Source organism: Selenomonas sp. oral taxon 136, assembly GCF_001554015.1.
Classification (GTDB): Bacteria; Bacillota; Negativicutes; order Selenomonadales; family Selenomonadaceae; genus Centipeda; species Centipeda felix.
Window position 1 is genome coordinate 942,810 of sequence record NZ_CP014239.1, and the last position, 14,216, is coordinate 957,025.

At 56.9% G+C, this 14,216-nt stretch carries 14 protein-coding genes and 2 pseudogenes; 3 read left to right on the forward strand and 13 right to left on the reverse strand.

The features are described 5' to 3' along the window. Positions 1-13 precede the first annotated feature (13 nt). The gene (locus AXE86_RS13560) at positions 14-154 is read left to right on the forward strand and encodes a secretion protein HlyD (protein WP_071884684.1); all 141 of its coding nucleotides are present in this window, start codon (positions 14-16) and stop codon (positions 152-154) included. Here the strand turns inward: AXE86_RS13560 and AXE86_RS04530 are convergent. Both AXE86_RS04530 and AXE86_RS04535 read right to left on the reverse strand, forming a co-directional pair. Continuing rightward, positions 142-1,419, reverse strand: coding sequence for an SLC13 family permease (locus AXE86_RS04530; RefSeq protein WP_061945137.1), 1,278 nt, complete (start codon positions 1,417-1,419; stop codon positions 142-144). The genes AXE86_RS13560 and AXE86_RS04530 overlap by 13 nt on opposite strands. Before the next feature lie 256 nt (positions 1,420-1,675). Continuing rightward, positions 1,676-2,312 (reverse strand): annotated as a pseudogene (locus AXE86_RS04535) (family 1 glycosylhydrolase). Between AXE86_RS04535 and AXE86_RS13140 the strand changes: the two are divergent. Then, positions 2,253-2,402, forward strand: coding sequence for a secretion protein HlyD (locus AXE86_RS13140; RefSeq protein WP_071884685.1), 150 nt, complete (start codon positions 2,253-2,255; stop codon positions 2,400-2,402). The pseudogene AXE86_RS04535 and the gene AXE86_RS13140 overlap by 60 nt on opposite strands. A gap of 2 nt (positions 2,403-2,404) precedes the next feature. On the opposite strand, the gene AXE86_RS04540 is transcribed toward AXE86_RS13140, so the two are convergent. From AXE86_RS04540 to AXE86_RS04585, 11 genes and pseudogenes are all read right to left on the reverse strand, one after another. Continuing rightward, entirely contained in the window at positions 2,405-3,769 is a 1,365-nt protein-coding gene (locus AXE86_RS04540) for a DUF389 domain-containing protein (RefSeq protein WP_061945139.1), read from the reverse strand. Positions 3,770-3,944: 175 nt separating this feature from the next. Continuing rightward, complete coding sequence (locus AXE86_RS04545) at positions 3,945-4,238, reverse strand: hypothetical protein (protein ID WP_061945141.1); 294 nt, start codon at positions 4,236-4,238, stop codon at positions 3,945-3,947. 93 nt (positions 4,239-4,331) lie between these two features. Further along, positions 4,332-4,508, reverse strand: coding sequence for an XRE family transcriptional regulator (locus tag AXE86_RS12640; protein WP_157064409.1), 177 nt, complete (start codon positions 4,506-4,508; stop codon positions 4,332-4,334). Further along, positions 4,505-4,849, reverse strand: a complete 345-nt coding sequence (locus tag AXE86_RS04550) for a type II toxin-antitoxin system RelE/ParE family toxin (protein ID WP_061945143.1) — start codon at positions 4,847-4,849, stop codon at positions 4,505-4,507. The genes AXE86_RS12640 and AXE86_RS04550 overlap by 4 nt, the downstream gene beginning before the upstream one ends. Positions 4,850-5,049: 200 nt before the next feature. Then, entirely contained in the window at positions 5,050-5,715 is a 666-nt protein-coding gene (gene narI / locus AXE86_RS04555) for a respiratory nitrate reductase subunit gamma (RefSeq protein ID WP_061945144.1), read from the reverse strand. After that, entirely contained in the window at positions 5,712-6,245 is a 534-nt protein-coding gene (gene narJ / locus AXE86_RS04560; RefSeq protein ID WP_061945146.1) for a nitrate reductase molybdenum cofactor assembly chaperone, read from the reverse strand. The genes narI and narJ overlap by 4 nt, the downstream gene beginning before the upstream one ends. A 2-nt stretch (positions 6,246-6,247) precedes the next feature. Then, positions 6,248-7,666 (reverse strand): nitrate reductase subunit beta, encoded by a 1,419-nt coding sequence (gene narH, locus AXE86_RS04565; protein ID WP_061945148.1) that lies wholly within the window; start codon positions 7,664-7,666, stop codon positions 6,248-6,250. After that, positions 7,656-11,351 (reverse strand): nitrate reductase subunit alpha, encoded by a 3,696-nt coding sequence (locus AXE86_RS04570; RefSeq protein WP_061945150.1) that lies wholly within the window; start codon positions 11,349-11,351, stop codon positions 7,656-7,658. Before AXE86_RS04570 ends, narH begins: the two co-directional genes overlap by 11 nt. A 340-nt stretch (positions 11,352-11,691) precedes the next feature. Then, positions 11,692-11,970 (reverse strand): annotated as a pseudogene (locus AXE86_RS04575) (nuclease); the annotation flags it as partial. 157 nt (positions 11,971-12,127) lie between these two features. Beyond that, the gene (locus tag AXE86_RS04580) at positions 12,128-12,952 is read right to left on the reverse strand and encodes a PD-(D/E)XK nuclease family transposase (protein WP_061945154.1); all 825 of its coding nucleotides are present in this window, start codon (positions 12,950-12,952) and stop codon (positions 12,128-12,130) included. Positions 12,953-13,209: 257 nt separating this feature from the next. Next, on the reverse strand, positions 13,210-13,872 hold the full coding sequence (locus AXE86_RS04585; protein WP_061945156.1) for a hypothetical protein: 663 nt from the start codon (positions 13,870-13,872) through the stop codon (positions 13,210-13,212). A gap of 66 nt (positions 13,873-13,938) precedes the next feature. Here AXE86_RS04585 and AXE86_RS13145 point away from each other — a divergent pair, with 66 nt between their 5' ends. Then, entirely contained in the window at positions 13,939-14,064 is a 126-nt protein-coding gene (locus tag AXE86_RS13145) for a secretion protein HlyD (protein ID WP_071586098.1), read from the forward strand. Positions 14,065-14,216: the final 152 nt, after the last annotated feature.

Sequence of the window (14,216 nt, forward strand, 5' to 3'; positions counted from 1 at the left end):
CATATTGACGTAGATTTTTTGTCCGATTGAGGCAGCAAACCGGACGCATAGCAAAGACTATGTGGAGGATTTGCTAACGAAAAGCGGGCGAAAAAGATGCGTTAAGATGGTAGTGCCGAATTTATCAGCGCTTCCTATATTTCAGAGCAAATAGCGCACGTAGACGTAGACCGTCGAGAGGACGATCGTGAGCAGCATGAGCGGGAAGCCGATCTTGAAGTAGCGGACGAAGCTGATGTGTACGCCGCGCTCCGCCGCCATCCCCGCCACGATGAGGTTCGCCGATGCACCGACGAGCGTCCCGTTGCCGCCGAGGCATGCGCCGAGCGCGAGCGACCACCAGAGCGGCTCGAGATTCGTGATACCCATTGCGCCCATGTTCTGAATGAGCGGAATCATCGTCGCGACGAACGGGATGTTGTCCAGTATGGACGAGATGATCGCACTCATCCAGAGGATGAGGAGCGACGTCGCCGTCAGGTCGCCGCCCGTCGCATTGACCGCCGTCTCCGCGAGCTGGGCAATGATGCCGACCTCGATCAGACCGCCGACCGCGATAAAGAGTCCGATGAAGAAGAAGATCGTCGGCCACTCGACCGCATGCATCGCCTTTTCCACGAGATGCTCGCTGCCGCCCGCGAGGAGGAGCAGGAGGAAGCCGCCCGAAAGAGCGATGAGCGAGGACTCAATATGCGTAAAGGAGTGCGTGAAAAATCCGAGGATCGTCAGCCCCAGCACAAAGAGCGAACGCTTCAGCAGGGCGTGATCCGTGATCGCTGCCTTCTCGTCCATCTGCATCAGCTCCGCCTGCAGCTCCGGCGTCGTCACAAGGCTCTTGCGGTAGATCGTCGACATGATAAAGAGCACGACCACCATGCAGATGACGGCGATCGGTGCGAGATGTTCGATGAACATGACGAAGGTCAGTTCCTTGACCGCACTGCCGATCATGATGTTCGGCGGGTCGCCGATGAGGGTCGCCGTTCCGCCGATGTTCGAGGCGATGATCTGCGTCAGCAGATACGGCATCGGATCGAGTTTCAGAATCTTTGTGATGCTGAACGTCACCGGCACCATGAGCAGCACCGTCGTCACGTTGTCGAGGAAGGCGGAGAATACCGCCGTGATCACGCAGAGGTAGACGAGGATACGGCGCGGCTCCGCCTGTGCGGATTTCGCCGCCTTGATGGCGACGTAGTCAAAGAGCCCCGTCTCCTTCGTCACGCCGACGAGCACCATCATCCCGACGAGCAGCCCGAGCGTCTCAAAGTCCACATGGTGCAGCGCGACCTCCTGTGAGAGGATGCCGAGCAGCATCATGAGCACTGCGCCGATCATCGCGGCAACCGTACGGTGGATCTTCTCCGACACGATCACCATGTACATCACGACAAAAATGATTGCGGCCAAGGTTTCCATAGATGCGCCTCCTTTGTCTTTGGAATCACTGATAAATTCGACACCTCATTTTATCAGTGATTCCGTGGGGGTGTTCTACTGACGTGCGGCACAGCCGCCGCACGCACGACTTTGTTCATCTTATCACAAGCCTGTGATTAGTGACAAGTTTTTTCCGTGTACAATTTTTTGTCGTGTTTACGCGTGTTGTGTGGTGTTTTTTTACGAAGCGGGGGTAAACTGTGCGTGTGCCGCACGGGCAAGGGAGCTCTGCGCCTCATTTTACTGTACGCTGCAAACAACCGCCATGGGTCGCGATCACATTCCTATACCAGTGGAACGATTTCTTGCGGTACCGCGCGAGCGTTCCCGTCCCGTCGTCATTTCGGTCGACGTAGATGAAGCCGTAACGCTTGCTCATCTGCGCGGTCGACGTGCTCACGAGGTCGATGCAGCCCCACGTCCTTTGCGCCCAGCCCGTTCTCCACGATGAAGAGCGGCTTCTGCCAGCGGTCATAGAAGCGGTTCAGCACGGAGTTGATCTCGTTGAACGTCAGCCAGTATTTTACCTTCTCCCGATAGCGCGTAAAGATCGTGCGCACGTACCGCTCGTAGAAGCCGATGAGGTCATGACTCATCCAGCCGTTGTATGTTTTGGCAAGGTGGAACGGCGTCTCGTAGTGCGAGATCGTGACGAGCGGCTCGATGCCGTATCGCAGGAAAATACTTCCCTCACCGTGCTGCTTTATCCATACGTCGACCGAATCGACGCATACAAAAAGATGCGGCATAAACACATACATGACACCGGACTCGCTCTTGGCAATTGCTTTGATTAAGGAATCGCTGATAAAATGAAGTCCGTCGGATTGGTGCAGATTTTTTGTCCTGTCAAGGAGACAAACCGGACGCATAGCGAGAGCTATGTGGAGGATTTGCTAACGAAAAGCGGGCGAAAAAGATGCGTCAGGATGGTTGTGCCGAATTTATCAGTGCTTCCTTAAAGCTATAGCCCCTTTTCCCCCGTTGCAGACACGGTCTCAGGAAGGAAGTGTACCTCTACACGGTGTTTTGCTTTGTCCGAAATCCATTCGGTCAGGCGTTGGCGCGACGCTTCGTCCATATCGGCGTTAAGATAGATAAACGCAATCTGGTTTTCCTTCAGATCTGTCGATGTATCCCCTCCTGTTCCGGCAGGTTCGCGTACACTCCCGACGGCGATGCGGGAGATCTCCGGGAAAACGATGCGCGCCTCACGATTCCAGTCCAATATGTACATTCCTTGCTTCTCCCCTTCCTCGCGGGCAGATTTGAGTGCGGTCACGGTCTGCTGCTCCTGAACAGAGGGAATAGCTTTTTTTTCTGTCTCACTGAGTCTCTGATCGATCATCGCCTCCATTTCTTCACTGTCATCCGAAGAAAAGATTTCTAGCTGAAACGGTTTGAGCTGTTTCTTTTGATGCAATTTCTCCGTCAATTCCGCAAAATCATCCTCCGATATTCTAGCGATTGTAAAAACCGTCAGCGTTTTCTTCTCGTTATCCAAGATATAGGAGACGGCAATGTGCGGAGGTGTTTTGAAATTCTCCTCAAAAAATATTTTCGCCTGCTCGTTCTCCAGATTTTCCTGCACGCTCTGATACGCCGCGAAACAGCTGGGCAGCGTGACAAGGATGGCTAAGGCCATCAGATATCTTTTTTGTCTTGAAAATTCTACGGAGTCCCGCTCAATCTTCGATGGGATGTCAATGAGTTTCAGGACAACAAATGCAGTCAGACAGATAAAGAAGCTATTGATGAAGAACAGGTAGAGTGCACCCACGGTGTACGCCATAACGCCCGTAGCAATCCCATATCCTGCGGTGCAGAGCGGAGGCATCAGAGCCGTTGCAATCGCAACCCCCGGAATGACATTTCCGCCCTCCTTGCGTGTTATCCCGATGATGCCTGCCAGCCCGCCAAAGGCAGCGATTAAAACATCCCAGATGGTCGGCGATGTCCGTGCAAGCAGCTGCGAAGTGGGGGCATCGATCGGCGTGAGGAAAAAATAAAGCGTCGATGCAGCAACTGAAATAAGCACTTGGGCGAACAGATTACCTACACCGGACCGTATATACGCGCTGTCATAACGGGCAAGCCCATAGCCAATCCCAAGGATCGACCCCATCAACGGCGAGATCAGCATCGCTCCGATAATGACTGCCGTACTATTCATATTGAGACCGATGGAGGCAATAAAGATCGCCAGTATCAAAACGCTGAGATTCGTCCCCCGAAATCGGATACCATCGTTGACCCGCTTCGTAATTTCCTGTGTCGAAGCAATATCACCACGTAGGTCAAAGAAAATTTTTAGCTGATTCCAAATCAAAATTTATCTCCTTCGCTTTCTGTCAGCTGCAAGTAAAATGGTTGCTGCACGGCCTGTTTTGTTCCCTGCAGCAGCTCCATTGCTGCGCGCTATGCGCTTGTCATACGCAAAAAAGATGCGGCGGACCGCCGCATCAAATGCATCGGTATTTCCTCAAGCATCCGCCGCGCATCTCTTACGCGATCTCGATGCCGTTGTCCTGCGCGAGCTTCTTGATGATCGGCTCGGGCAGCTCCGCCGCCTTGGCGACGACCGCCGTATCAAGCCCTGCACGCAGGCAGTTCATCGCCACGCGTATGACGCCCTGCTTGCGTCCGCGGAACTCGCCCTCGGCGAAGCCCTCCGCCTTGCCGGCCTCCACGCCGTGCTTCCACGCAGTCTCAAGATCGGCTGCGAGCGTCGCACGCATCTCCTCCGTCCGCCGATCCAGCGTCGTGCGAATCAGCTCATCAGCATTTGGCTCTCCCATCGCACATTCCACCCTGTCCTCTCTATACGTGTCCCGCTATTATATTGGCTTCTATGCTTTTGGTCAACAAGCGAAATATCTCCATGCACCCTATTATGCGAGCGCATGCTGCGTGTGCGTCTGTGAGGTCTGCTGCATCACAGGGGGCGTCGTTTCCGAACGGCTCTGCGCCGCCAGTTCTTCTTGAAACCATTCCTCAAGTGCATCGTATTCTTTTTTATACGCGGGATCTTTCATCTTTTCTCTATGATAGTCTGCAAAGGTTCTCATCGTGCATGTCTCCTTTGATAGTCATCCCGATACACCTGTGCCCGCACAATCTCCTGCGGCGGCGTACGCTGTGTCTTTTTCACAAAGGCATTCGTCAAAACCGCCGTATTGCCGACAACGAAAAAATACAGCACGCGTGTGATATTTCCGCCGAAGGTGATGCGCAGCTCCATGATGCCGTCTGCGAGCTCCGTTGAGTGTGGGGCGCGGAGTTCATTTCCCATGCACTCGAGCAATCGGATCGACCGTGCGACCTTCGCGTACATCTTCGCATCGAGAGCATCTAAGAAATCCGCAACGGGGCAGGTGCCATCTGCCGTCTCATAAAACACTACGCGCATTGACATCCCTCAGTTCTGCCATTATACCATAATCTGCGCACAAACGACAATAAAGGACGTATGGATACATTCGGCTTGTGGTGCTCTGCGTCCAATTTTCCACCTCGTTCGGAGGAAAAGTCTCCCCCATGCCGACCGCGCTCCCTAAAAAAGCCCCCGCATCGCAGGATGCGGAGGCATTCGGTATATCGTATATCCTGTTATTTTTTCCGATAGATGATCGGGCTGCGCCAGAGATACTCGAACGGTGCACTGAGGCAGTGGACGAGACGCGAGAACGGGAAGAGTATCGCGACCGACATCCACGCGAGCATGTGCAGGCGGAACATGAGCGGCACGTTTTCCATATAGGAGATGTCGGGGCTGAGCGCAAGGACGGAGCGGAACCATGGCGCGATGGTCTCGCGGTAGTCAAACCCGCCCTCCAAGGCGTTGAGCCCCGTTGCCGCACAGCCCGTGAAGATGGCAAGGAAGAGGAAGAAATAGAGGAAACGATCCATCGACGACGTGTTCACCGCCATGCGGTCGGTGCCGAAACGGCGGCCGAGCAGGAGGATAAAGCCGAGGAAGAAGAGAATCCCCGCGGGCGTACCGCCGCCGAGGGCGATCATGTGATAGAGGTGCTCGTTGATGCCCACCGCCTCCGTCGCTGCCTTCGGGATGAGCACGCCGATGATGTGTCCGCCGAGTGCCATGGCGAGGCCGAGGTGGAACATGGGACCTGCGAGCGGGAGGTTCCCCTTCGTGAGGAACTGGCTGGACTTCGTCGTCCAGTTCCGCTCAAAGACGGTGTAGCGCACGATCGTCCCCACGATGAGGAACGTGAACGCAATGTAGGGGAGCGCGCCCCAGACAAACTGTTTCATGATGCCGTCCTCCCTTCCAGATGCGCCGCCCCCGTGAGGACGACATCGAGCAGAAACGCGTAGGGCAGCTTCGCCTCGATCAGACGGTCACGCAGGAGCTCCAGCTTCGGGCGCACCGCGCCGAGGATGTGTGCGGCACGCTCCTCGGGCACGGCTGCCGCAAGCTCAAGGATCGCGGGCAGGTAGTCGGGCAGCTCATGGTCGAGGTCATAGCCCGCATCGAGGAAGAGCTGCTTGTACGCGAGCATCTCCTCGGACTGCTTGCCAAAATCGGTGCAGTTGTGCGTCGTGAGGTAGAGGTTCGTGTTCTGGGAGAAGTCGAAGGCACGCACGTATGCGTCCTCATACTCCTTCGGGTCGCTTTCCTCCACGTAGTCAAAGAACTCCTCAAGCACCTCGCGCGACTGCGGGCGCTCGACGGTATGCGCCTCGGCGGCGCACTCCTTCACATCCCCCCACCATTCCTTGGAGGGGTACTCAAAGAGATAGGAGGTGAGGAGCAGCTCCTTTTGAATGCTGTTTGTCTCCATCATCAGCACCCCCCGGGACAGGCATAGCCTGCCGTCCCCTGCAGCTCGCGCAGTTTATCCTGCGATACGTCCTGCACGCCCGCGGGGATGTTGAACCGATCGCGGCGCTTTGCGATGCCGAGCAGACGGTACATCGCCTCGTAGGTCTCCGCATCGTGCGTGAGTCCCGCGGGCAGCGGCTCGCCCGTCTGCTTCGTGCGCATGTAAGTGCGCAGCTCGAGCAGCACGCCGAGGACGCGCTCGATCGCCGCCGTGTCGCCCGCCGTCAGGAGCTGGGCGAGGTAGGCGACGGGGATGCGCATCTCTGCTGCGCCGGGGAAGAATACCTTCTCCTCGGCGCGCCGTGCGATCGGACTGAGGGGCGGGACGTACCAGATGTTCGGCAGCGTGCGGTACTCCGGATGGAGCGGGAACGCGATCTGCCACTCGGCGATCAGCTGATACGAGGGCGAGTTCTGTGCCGCGCGGATCCAGCGGTCAGGGATGCCTGCCTCGTGCGCCGCCTTCACCGTTGCGGGATCGTTCGGATCGCAGAGCGCATCGAGGTACGCCTTGTAGATGTCCTTCGGATCGGGGGTCGATGCCGCCGCCTTCACCTTGTCCGCATCGTAGAGCAGCACGCCGAGATAGCGCATGCGTCCGACGCAGCCGTCGCTGCAGACGGTCGGCAGCCCGTTCTCAAGGCGCGGGAAGCAGAATACGCACTTCTCCGCCTTGTTCGTCTCCCAGTTGTAGTAGATCTTCTTGTACGGGCACGCGGGGACGCAGTGACGCCAGCCGCGGCAGCCGTCCTGCGAGATCAGCACCACGCCGTCCTCGTCGCGCTTGTAGATCGCGCCCGAGGGGCACGCCGCGACGCAGGCGGGGTTGAGGCAGTGGTTGCAGAGACGCGGCAGATGCTTCATGAAGATGTCGTGGAACTCAAGCGTGATCTCCTGTCCGATCTTGCCGAGGTTGTAGTCCTTGCGTGCGGACTGTCCGTCGGCAAGGTCGTCCTCCCAGTTCGGGCCCCATTTGATCTCCATGCGCTTCTGCGTGATGAGCGAGCGCGGACGCGCCACGGGCTGGTGGTTGCGCCGCTTCGTGTGGATCAGCGTCTCATAGTCGTACGTCCACGGCTCATAGTAGTCGTCCATCTCGGGCTGCTGCGGATGGTAAAAGAGCTTCGCGAGGCGCGAGATCTTGCCGCCGGTCTTGAGGCTCAGCGCGCCGTCCTTCAGCTCCCAGCCGCCCTTCCATTTTTCCTGATTCTCCCACTGCTTCGGATAGCCGATGCCGGGTTTTGTCTCGACGTTGTTGAAATACATATACTCCGCGCCGCGCCGGTTCGTCCAGACGTTCTTGCACAGGATGGAGCACGTATGACAGCCAATGCACTTGTCGAGATTCATGACCATCGCGATCTGTGCTTTAATCTTCAAGCCAATCTACCTCCTCCATGCGCCGCACGACGACATACGAGTCGCGCTGGTTGCCCGTCGGGCCGTAGTAATTAAATCCATAGCTGAGCTGCCCATAGCCGCCGATGAGGTGGGTGGGCTTCATGTGAATGTGCGTCGGGGTGTTGTGCGTCCCCGCGCGCGTTCCGGAGAGCTTCGAGCCCGGCACGTTGATGTGGCGGTCCTGCGCGTGGTGCATAAAGACTGCGCCCTGCGGGATGCGCGGCGAGACGACGACGCGCGAGGCGACAACGCCGTTGCGGTTGTAGAGTTCGATCCAGTCGTTGTCCTTCACGCCGATCTCCGCCGCGTCCTTCTCACTCATCCAGACGCTCTGGCCGCCGCGGAACATCGTGAGCATCTGCTGCGCATCGAAGTACATGCTGTGCGTACTCCACTTGTTGTGCGGCGTGAGATACTTCAGCGTGATCTCCTTCTGCGGACCGTTCAGCGACTTGTTCATGGGGCGGAAATCGAGGATCGGGCGGTAGACCGCCTGTGCCTCGCCGAACTCGCGCATGACCTCATGATCCATGTAGAAATGCTGGCGTCCCGTCAGCGTGCGGAACGGAATCAGCTCCTCCACATTGTTCGTAAAGGGCGTGTAGCGGCGGTTCTGATTGCTGCCCGTAAAGGTCGGCGCCGTGATCGTCTCACGCGGCTGCGCAATGACCTGATCGTAGGTAAAGCGCTCCTCCTCGCGATCCTTCGCGAGCTTCGTGAGGTTCGAAAGTCCCGTGCGCTTTTCGACCGCCGCCCATGCACGGACGGCCGTCCTGCCGCAGGTCGTCGGCGACATGCCGAGCACCGCGTCGATCGCCTGCCGTGCCTCGTAGATCGAGGGGCAGCCGTAGGACACATAGTCCTTGTTGTCGATGATGCCGTTGCGCCGACGGATCTCCTCGTAGTCCTCTGCTGAGTCCCACGTATTGCCGTGGCTCGCCGTCTTGCCGCCCGCATTCGGCCCGAGTGCAATCCACTTCTCATAGAGTTTCGTGTAGTCGATCGTATTCGCGGCGATGTTCGGCATCGTCTTGCCGGGGATCGGCTCACACTCTCCCTTTTTCCAGTCGCGCACAACGCCGTCGGGCTGTGCCAGCTCTGCCTCGCTGTCGTGCCCGAGCGGGGTCGCGGCGATGTTCGTGTACGGAGTGAGACCCACATCCTTTGCGACGGCGGAGACCGCCTGCGCGAGCGTGCGATAGATATCCCAGTCCGTTCGCGACTCCCAGAGCGGATCGACCGCCGGCTGGAACGGATGGACAAAGGGATGCATATCCGTCGAGGAGATGTCGGTCTTCTCGTACCACGTCGCCGTCGGCAGGACGACGTCGGAGTAGAGCGCGTTGCCCGCCATGCGGAAATCGAGCGCGACGAGCAGGTCGAGCTTGCCGTCGAGCGCGCCGCCCGGCTTTTCGAGCTCCTCCTTCTCACGCCACTTGACCTCCTGCGGACGGATGGCGGCATCCTCCTCCTGGAAGATGCTGTTCTCTGTGCCAAGGAGATACTTGAGGAAGTAGTCGTTGCCCTTCGCGGACGAGCCGAGGAGGTTGCAGCGCCAGACAAAGAGGTTGCGCGGGAAGTTCTGGGGTGCATCGGGGTCCGCCCACGCGAAGTCGAGGCTGCCGTCCTTCAGACTCTTCACGACATACTGCTTGATGCCGTCCGCGCCCTCGTAGCCCGCCGACTTCGCGTCTGCGGCGATCTGGTTCGAGCCGCGGTTGAACGTCGGATAGGCGGGTGCCCAGCCGAGACGTGCCGCGAGCAGGGCGTAGTCTGCCGGATGCGTATAGCGCGCCGTCTCGTTTGCCGCCGCGAGCGCGTCCGTCTGGATCTCGTCGCTGCGCCACTGATCGGTCGCAAAATAGTAGAACGACGTGGAGTTCAGCATCTTCGGCGGAGCCTGCCAGTCGGAGCCCGACATGATGCGCGCCCAGCCCTCGTTCGGGCGGAGCTTCTCCTGTCCGACGTAGTGCGCCCAGCCGCCGCCGTTGCGTCCCTCGCAGCCCGTGAAGAGCAGGAGGTTGATGATCGTGCGGTAGACGATGTCGGCGTGGAACCAGTGGTTGATGCCGCCGCCCATGATGATCATCGTGCGCCCGTTCGTCTTGATCGCATTGTCCGCGATCTCGCGCGCCGTCTTGATGACGAGGTCGGGTGCGATGCCTGTGTACTTCTCCTGCCATGCGGGCGTATAGGGCGTATCGTCCTCGTAGGAGCCCGCACTCTCGCCGCCGATGCCGCGGTCTATCGCGTAGTTCGCGAGCGTCAGATCGTAGACTGTTGTGACGAGCACCTCGCCGTTTGCCGTCTTGACACTGCGCACGGGGAGCGCGCGCGTCAGCGTGCGCTTTTCGCGGTCGTTGCCGAAGTACGGCAGCTCGACCTCCACCGTCCCCGTCTTGTCGTCCCAGACGGAGAGACGCGGGCAGATCTCTGCGCCCGTATCGCGGTTCTCCTCGCGGATGTTCCATTTCTCCTGATCGCTCCAGCGCTCGGCAAGCGTGCCGTTCGGGATGACGATCTCGCCCGTCACATCGTCCACCACATAGTAGCGGAACTCCGCGTGCTTCTCGTCGCGTCCCATGTCGCGCGAGGAGAGCATGCGCCCCGGGATATACGTGCCGTCCGCGCGCTTTTCGATGCGCACGAGGAACGGGAAGTCCGTGTATTTCCGCGTGTACTCGACGAAGAACGGGACGGTCTTGTCAACATAGTATTCCTTCAGGATGACGTGTCCCATCGCCATCGCGAGGGCAGAGTCACTGCCGACCTTCAGCGAAATCCACGTGTCCGCGAACATCGACGACTCGGCGTAGTCGGGCGCGATGGAGACGACCTTCGTCCCCTTGTAGCGCACCTCCGCCATAAAATGTGCGTCCGGCGTACGCGTCAGCGGCACATTCGAGCCCCATGTGATGAGGTAGCCCGCGTTGTACCAGTCGCTTGACTCGGGCACGTCCGTCTGCTCGCCCCAGATCTGCGGGCTCGCAGGCGGGAGGTCGGCGTACCAGTCGTAGAACGAGAGTCCTACGCCGCCCATCAGCTGCATGAAACGGATGCCCGCCGCATAGCTCAGCATCGACATCGCCGGGATAACGGAGAAGCCGAAGATTCGGTCGGAGCCGTAGGTATACGCCGTATAGAGCACGGAGGCGGCGATCAGCTCGCTGACCTCTTCCCAGTTGGAGCGCACAAAGCCGCCCATGCCGCGTGCCTCTTTGTACTTTTTCTGCTTCACGGGATCCGAGGCGATGCTCTTCCACGCCTCGTATGCATTCGCGTGCGACGCACGCGCCTCACGCCAGAGAGCCGCGAGCTCCCCGCGCAGGTATGGGAACTTCACGCGATGCGGACTGTAGAGATACCAGGAGAACGTCGAGCCACGCGGACAGCCGCGCGGCTCGAAGTCCGGCATGTCCGGCGCCGTCTCCGGGTAGTCCGTCGCCTGATTCTCCCACGCTACGATCCCGTTCTTGACGTGGACGTTCCAGCTGCACGAGCCCGTGCAGTTGACGCCATGCGTCGTGCGTACGGTCTTGTCAAATGACCAGCGATCACGGTACATGTTCTCCCATGTACGTCCGCCCTCGCGCGTCTCCTGATGACCATCCGCAGAAGTCGACGTAGGAATCAGATACTTGAATTTTTGAAAGATACTGCTCACGCCTTCACCCCTCCGCTGTTCTGTTTAGGAATCGCTGAATTTATCAGTGCTTCCTTTACACAGAAAAAACAATTACATAGGTTCTTTTATGTTACTATAATCCTTGTCTCTAGAATGTGAGTTATATCACAGTTTTGGGCAAATTTCACAATCGAATAACATTCTCAATTCATATATGACGAATCTTGCGTGAGATTCTCATTATTGCTTCATGGCCATGCTAATTGCGTGAACATTTTGCTCATAAAAAAGGAGCACCGCACGAAGCCCTCAGCCTCATGCGGTACTCCCGTGAGTGGAAAAATGCACCGATCAATTCGACAATGTTATCTAATCAAGGTTACACCCCAAGCGTCCCTGTCAAGCGTTTTACCTCTTCCTGTGACAGTTCTGTTGCCTCAGCGATCTGAGAGAGCGTGAGCTTCCCCAGCGCGAGCAATGCCGTCGCCGTCCGACGTGCCGACTCGATACGACCTTCGGCACGCCCCTCAAGACGTCCCTCTTCCAACTTCTTCTCGCCAAATTTTTCCATCAGTTCACACATGGCATTGCCCCCCTCTGCTTCTGCCTTAAAGTAATCGGCTCGTTTCGCAAGTTCCGCATAATTCATCTGCTCCGGACATGTGGAGGATTCTAGGGCACAGACAAGGGGAAAAAGATGTACTAAGACGACGGTGCTGAGTTTATCAGTGCTTCCCTAGCCCCGTATGATACTGGTCACGGTAGGCGAAGGTCTCTTTTTCTCCCATACATCCATACGGGTCGGCAAAAACATCTTACAGTGCCAGAATCTCCGCACGCGTCAAACCGCTCGACTTCTCGATCACCTCGAGAGGGACGTTCAGCTTGAGCAACGAGCGTGCCATGTCCAGCATTCCCTCACGGTGCCCTTCAAGACGCCCTTCAAGACGCCCTTCGGCACGCCCCTCTTCCAACTTCTTTTCGCCAAATTTTTCCATCAGTTCACACATGGCATTGACCCCCTCTGCTTCTGCCTTAAAGTAATCAGTTCGTTTCGCAAGTTCCGCATAATTCATCTGCTCCGGACGCTCACAGAAGAAATCCTGCATCAGCCGCCCGAGCGGTGTATCGTCTCGGTTCGCTCCGTTAACGTAGAGGATATGCGCCCCATCATCGAATGGACGCTGCGTTTCTTGGACGATCCGCTCGACGTGATACAGTGGACATCCTTCTTGATAGATATCGTTTTCCGTGATGAAGATCACCCACGTCTCCGGGAGTGCCGCGAACTCCGCTCCTTTTGCCAGCGCGCGCGAGTCCATCATGCTGCTGTTGTATCGCGCCCGGCGCGCAGCTGCGCCTTCGTTTGCCCGCTGGACTTCGCAGTCGTAGAGTTTCCCCTCGCTGTCCTCTGCCAGCACATCAAAACGAACTCCGCGCCCGTAGAGATTGTCCGCACTCTGCTGTGTAACAACGCGCCGAACAACGAGATCATCTCGATCAAGGAAGATGCGCAGCAGGAGCTGCATCCCTTCGGTATAGTTATCAAAACAGACATTAAAGAATGTATCGTCGATCAGGCGGAGTTTCTGAATCAGTACACGATACTCCGCAGGAATGTCCTTCTTGATGATGCTCACTAACCCACTTCCTCCTCTTACTCTACTATCATAGTATGCATTGGGGCGAATATTGTCAAGGCGGGAATATCAAGGCGCTCCTCGTTCAACGACAAAAAGAGCACCGCACGAAGCCCTCAGCCTCATGCGGTACTCCCGTAGATCGTTTGACTAATGGAATCGCTGATAAAGCAGCCCCTCAGTTTAGCATAGATTTCCGCCGACGTGCGGGAAAAAAGATGCGTCAAGACGATTGTGCTGAATTTATCAGTGCTTCCCTAATGTATTGCCGAACGCTTTGCGGCTTCCCTGCGTTCAAAAATCTTGTCCAGTACCGCCGCTTCCTGTTCACGCCATGGGCGATTTGGATCATCCACATGCATTTGCTTAAGATCCTTAATCACTTCATCGCGCAGAAGATCAAACAGTGTACTCGACTGCACATCTCCCGCTTTTCGCTGCGACTGACGGCGCAGGAACGGATGAAAGGGAGAGAAGCCGAACATATCGGAGATGAGATTGTTCACTTGATAGCGTTCTTCGCGTGAAAGCCCCTTCATCGCGTCGACGAACGCGCGTTTTTCCTCAAACGAAGCATCCCGCGGCGGGTAGTAAAAGAGCGAACCGTCAGGATTCTTCTGACAGACAACAAGGCGTCCGCCGATACGCGGCTTCGCCATGGTGGAATAATCACGCAGATCATCGTTATAGAGAGCCGCAATGAGTGCCTCATCATCCGGTTCCGGATAATGCTCCGGATCAACAGACCACTTGCAAATATTCTCCACTGAGTTCCGCTTCGCGTCGGAATCGGATGTCGACAACGCCTCGCCGAGCATCGCGGCAAAAACTTCTCCATCAGCTGCCTTTTTCGACGGTTTGGCGGCGGATGAGTGGACGCGCGCCGCATCATCTGTTCCATGTACACTCAAATATGCCATATCAAGCCTTCCTTTCTTTTCTTCTAAGGAATCGCTGATAAAATGAAGTCTGCCAGATTGGCGTAGATTTTTCGTCCGAACAAGGAGGCAAACCGGACGCATAGCAAGGGCTATGTGGAGGATTTGCCGACACAATGCGGGCAAAAAAGATGCGTCAAGATGGTAGTGCTGAATTTATCAGTGCTTCCTTAACAATATTATCGTAAAAATCGCCCCCCCTTAATCCAAAATCAATTTTTATTGATGATATCCATCATCTGCCATGACGCATTGACAACAAATGTCCTTCTTATTGTATGAATCCTTCAACTGTACTATAATGTAAGATAAGTTATTGTATCTTT

Bases quoted from the DNA above. Each gene is read 5' to 3' on its own strand.
- AXE86_RS04530 (WP_061945137.1), bottom strand. From the start codon at position 1,419: ATGGAAACCTTGGCCGCAATCATTTTTGTCGTGATGTACATGGTGATC.
- AXE86_RS13140 (WP_071884685.1), top strand. From the start codon at position 2,253: ATGAAGTCCGTCGGATTGGTGCAGATTTTTTGTCCTGTCAAGGAGACA.
- AXE86_RS04545 (WP_061945141.1), bottom strand. From the start codon at position 4,238: ATGGGAGAGCCAAATGCTGATGAGCTGATTCGCACGACGCTGGATCGG.
- AXE86_RS12640 (WP_157064409.1), bottom strand. From the start codon at position 4,508: ATGAGAACCTTTGCAGACTATCATAGAGAAAAGATGAAAGATCCCGCG.
- AXE86_RS04550 (WP_061945143.1), bottom strand. From the start codon at position 4,849: ATGCGCGTAGTGTTTTATGAGACGGCAGATGGCACCTGCCCCGTTGCG.
- narI (WP_061945144.1), bottom strand. From the start codon at position 5,715: ATGAAACAGTTTGTCTGGGGCGCGCTCCCCTACATTGCGTTCACGTTC.
- narJ (WP_061945146.1), bottom strand. From the start codon at position 6,245: ATGGAGACAAACAGCATTCAAAAGGAGCTGCTCCTCACCTCCTATCTC.
- AXE86_RS04585 (WP_061945156.1), bottom strand. From the start codon at position 13,872: ATGGCATATTTGAGTGTACATGGAACAGATGATGCGGCGCGCGTCCAC.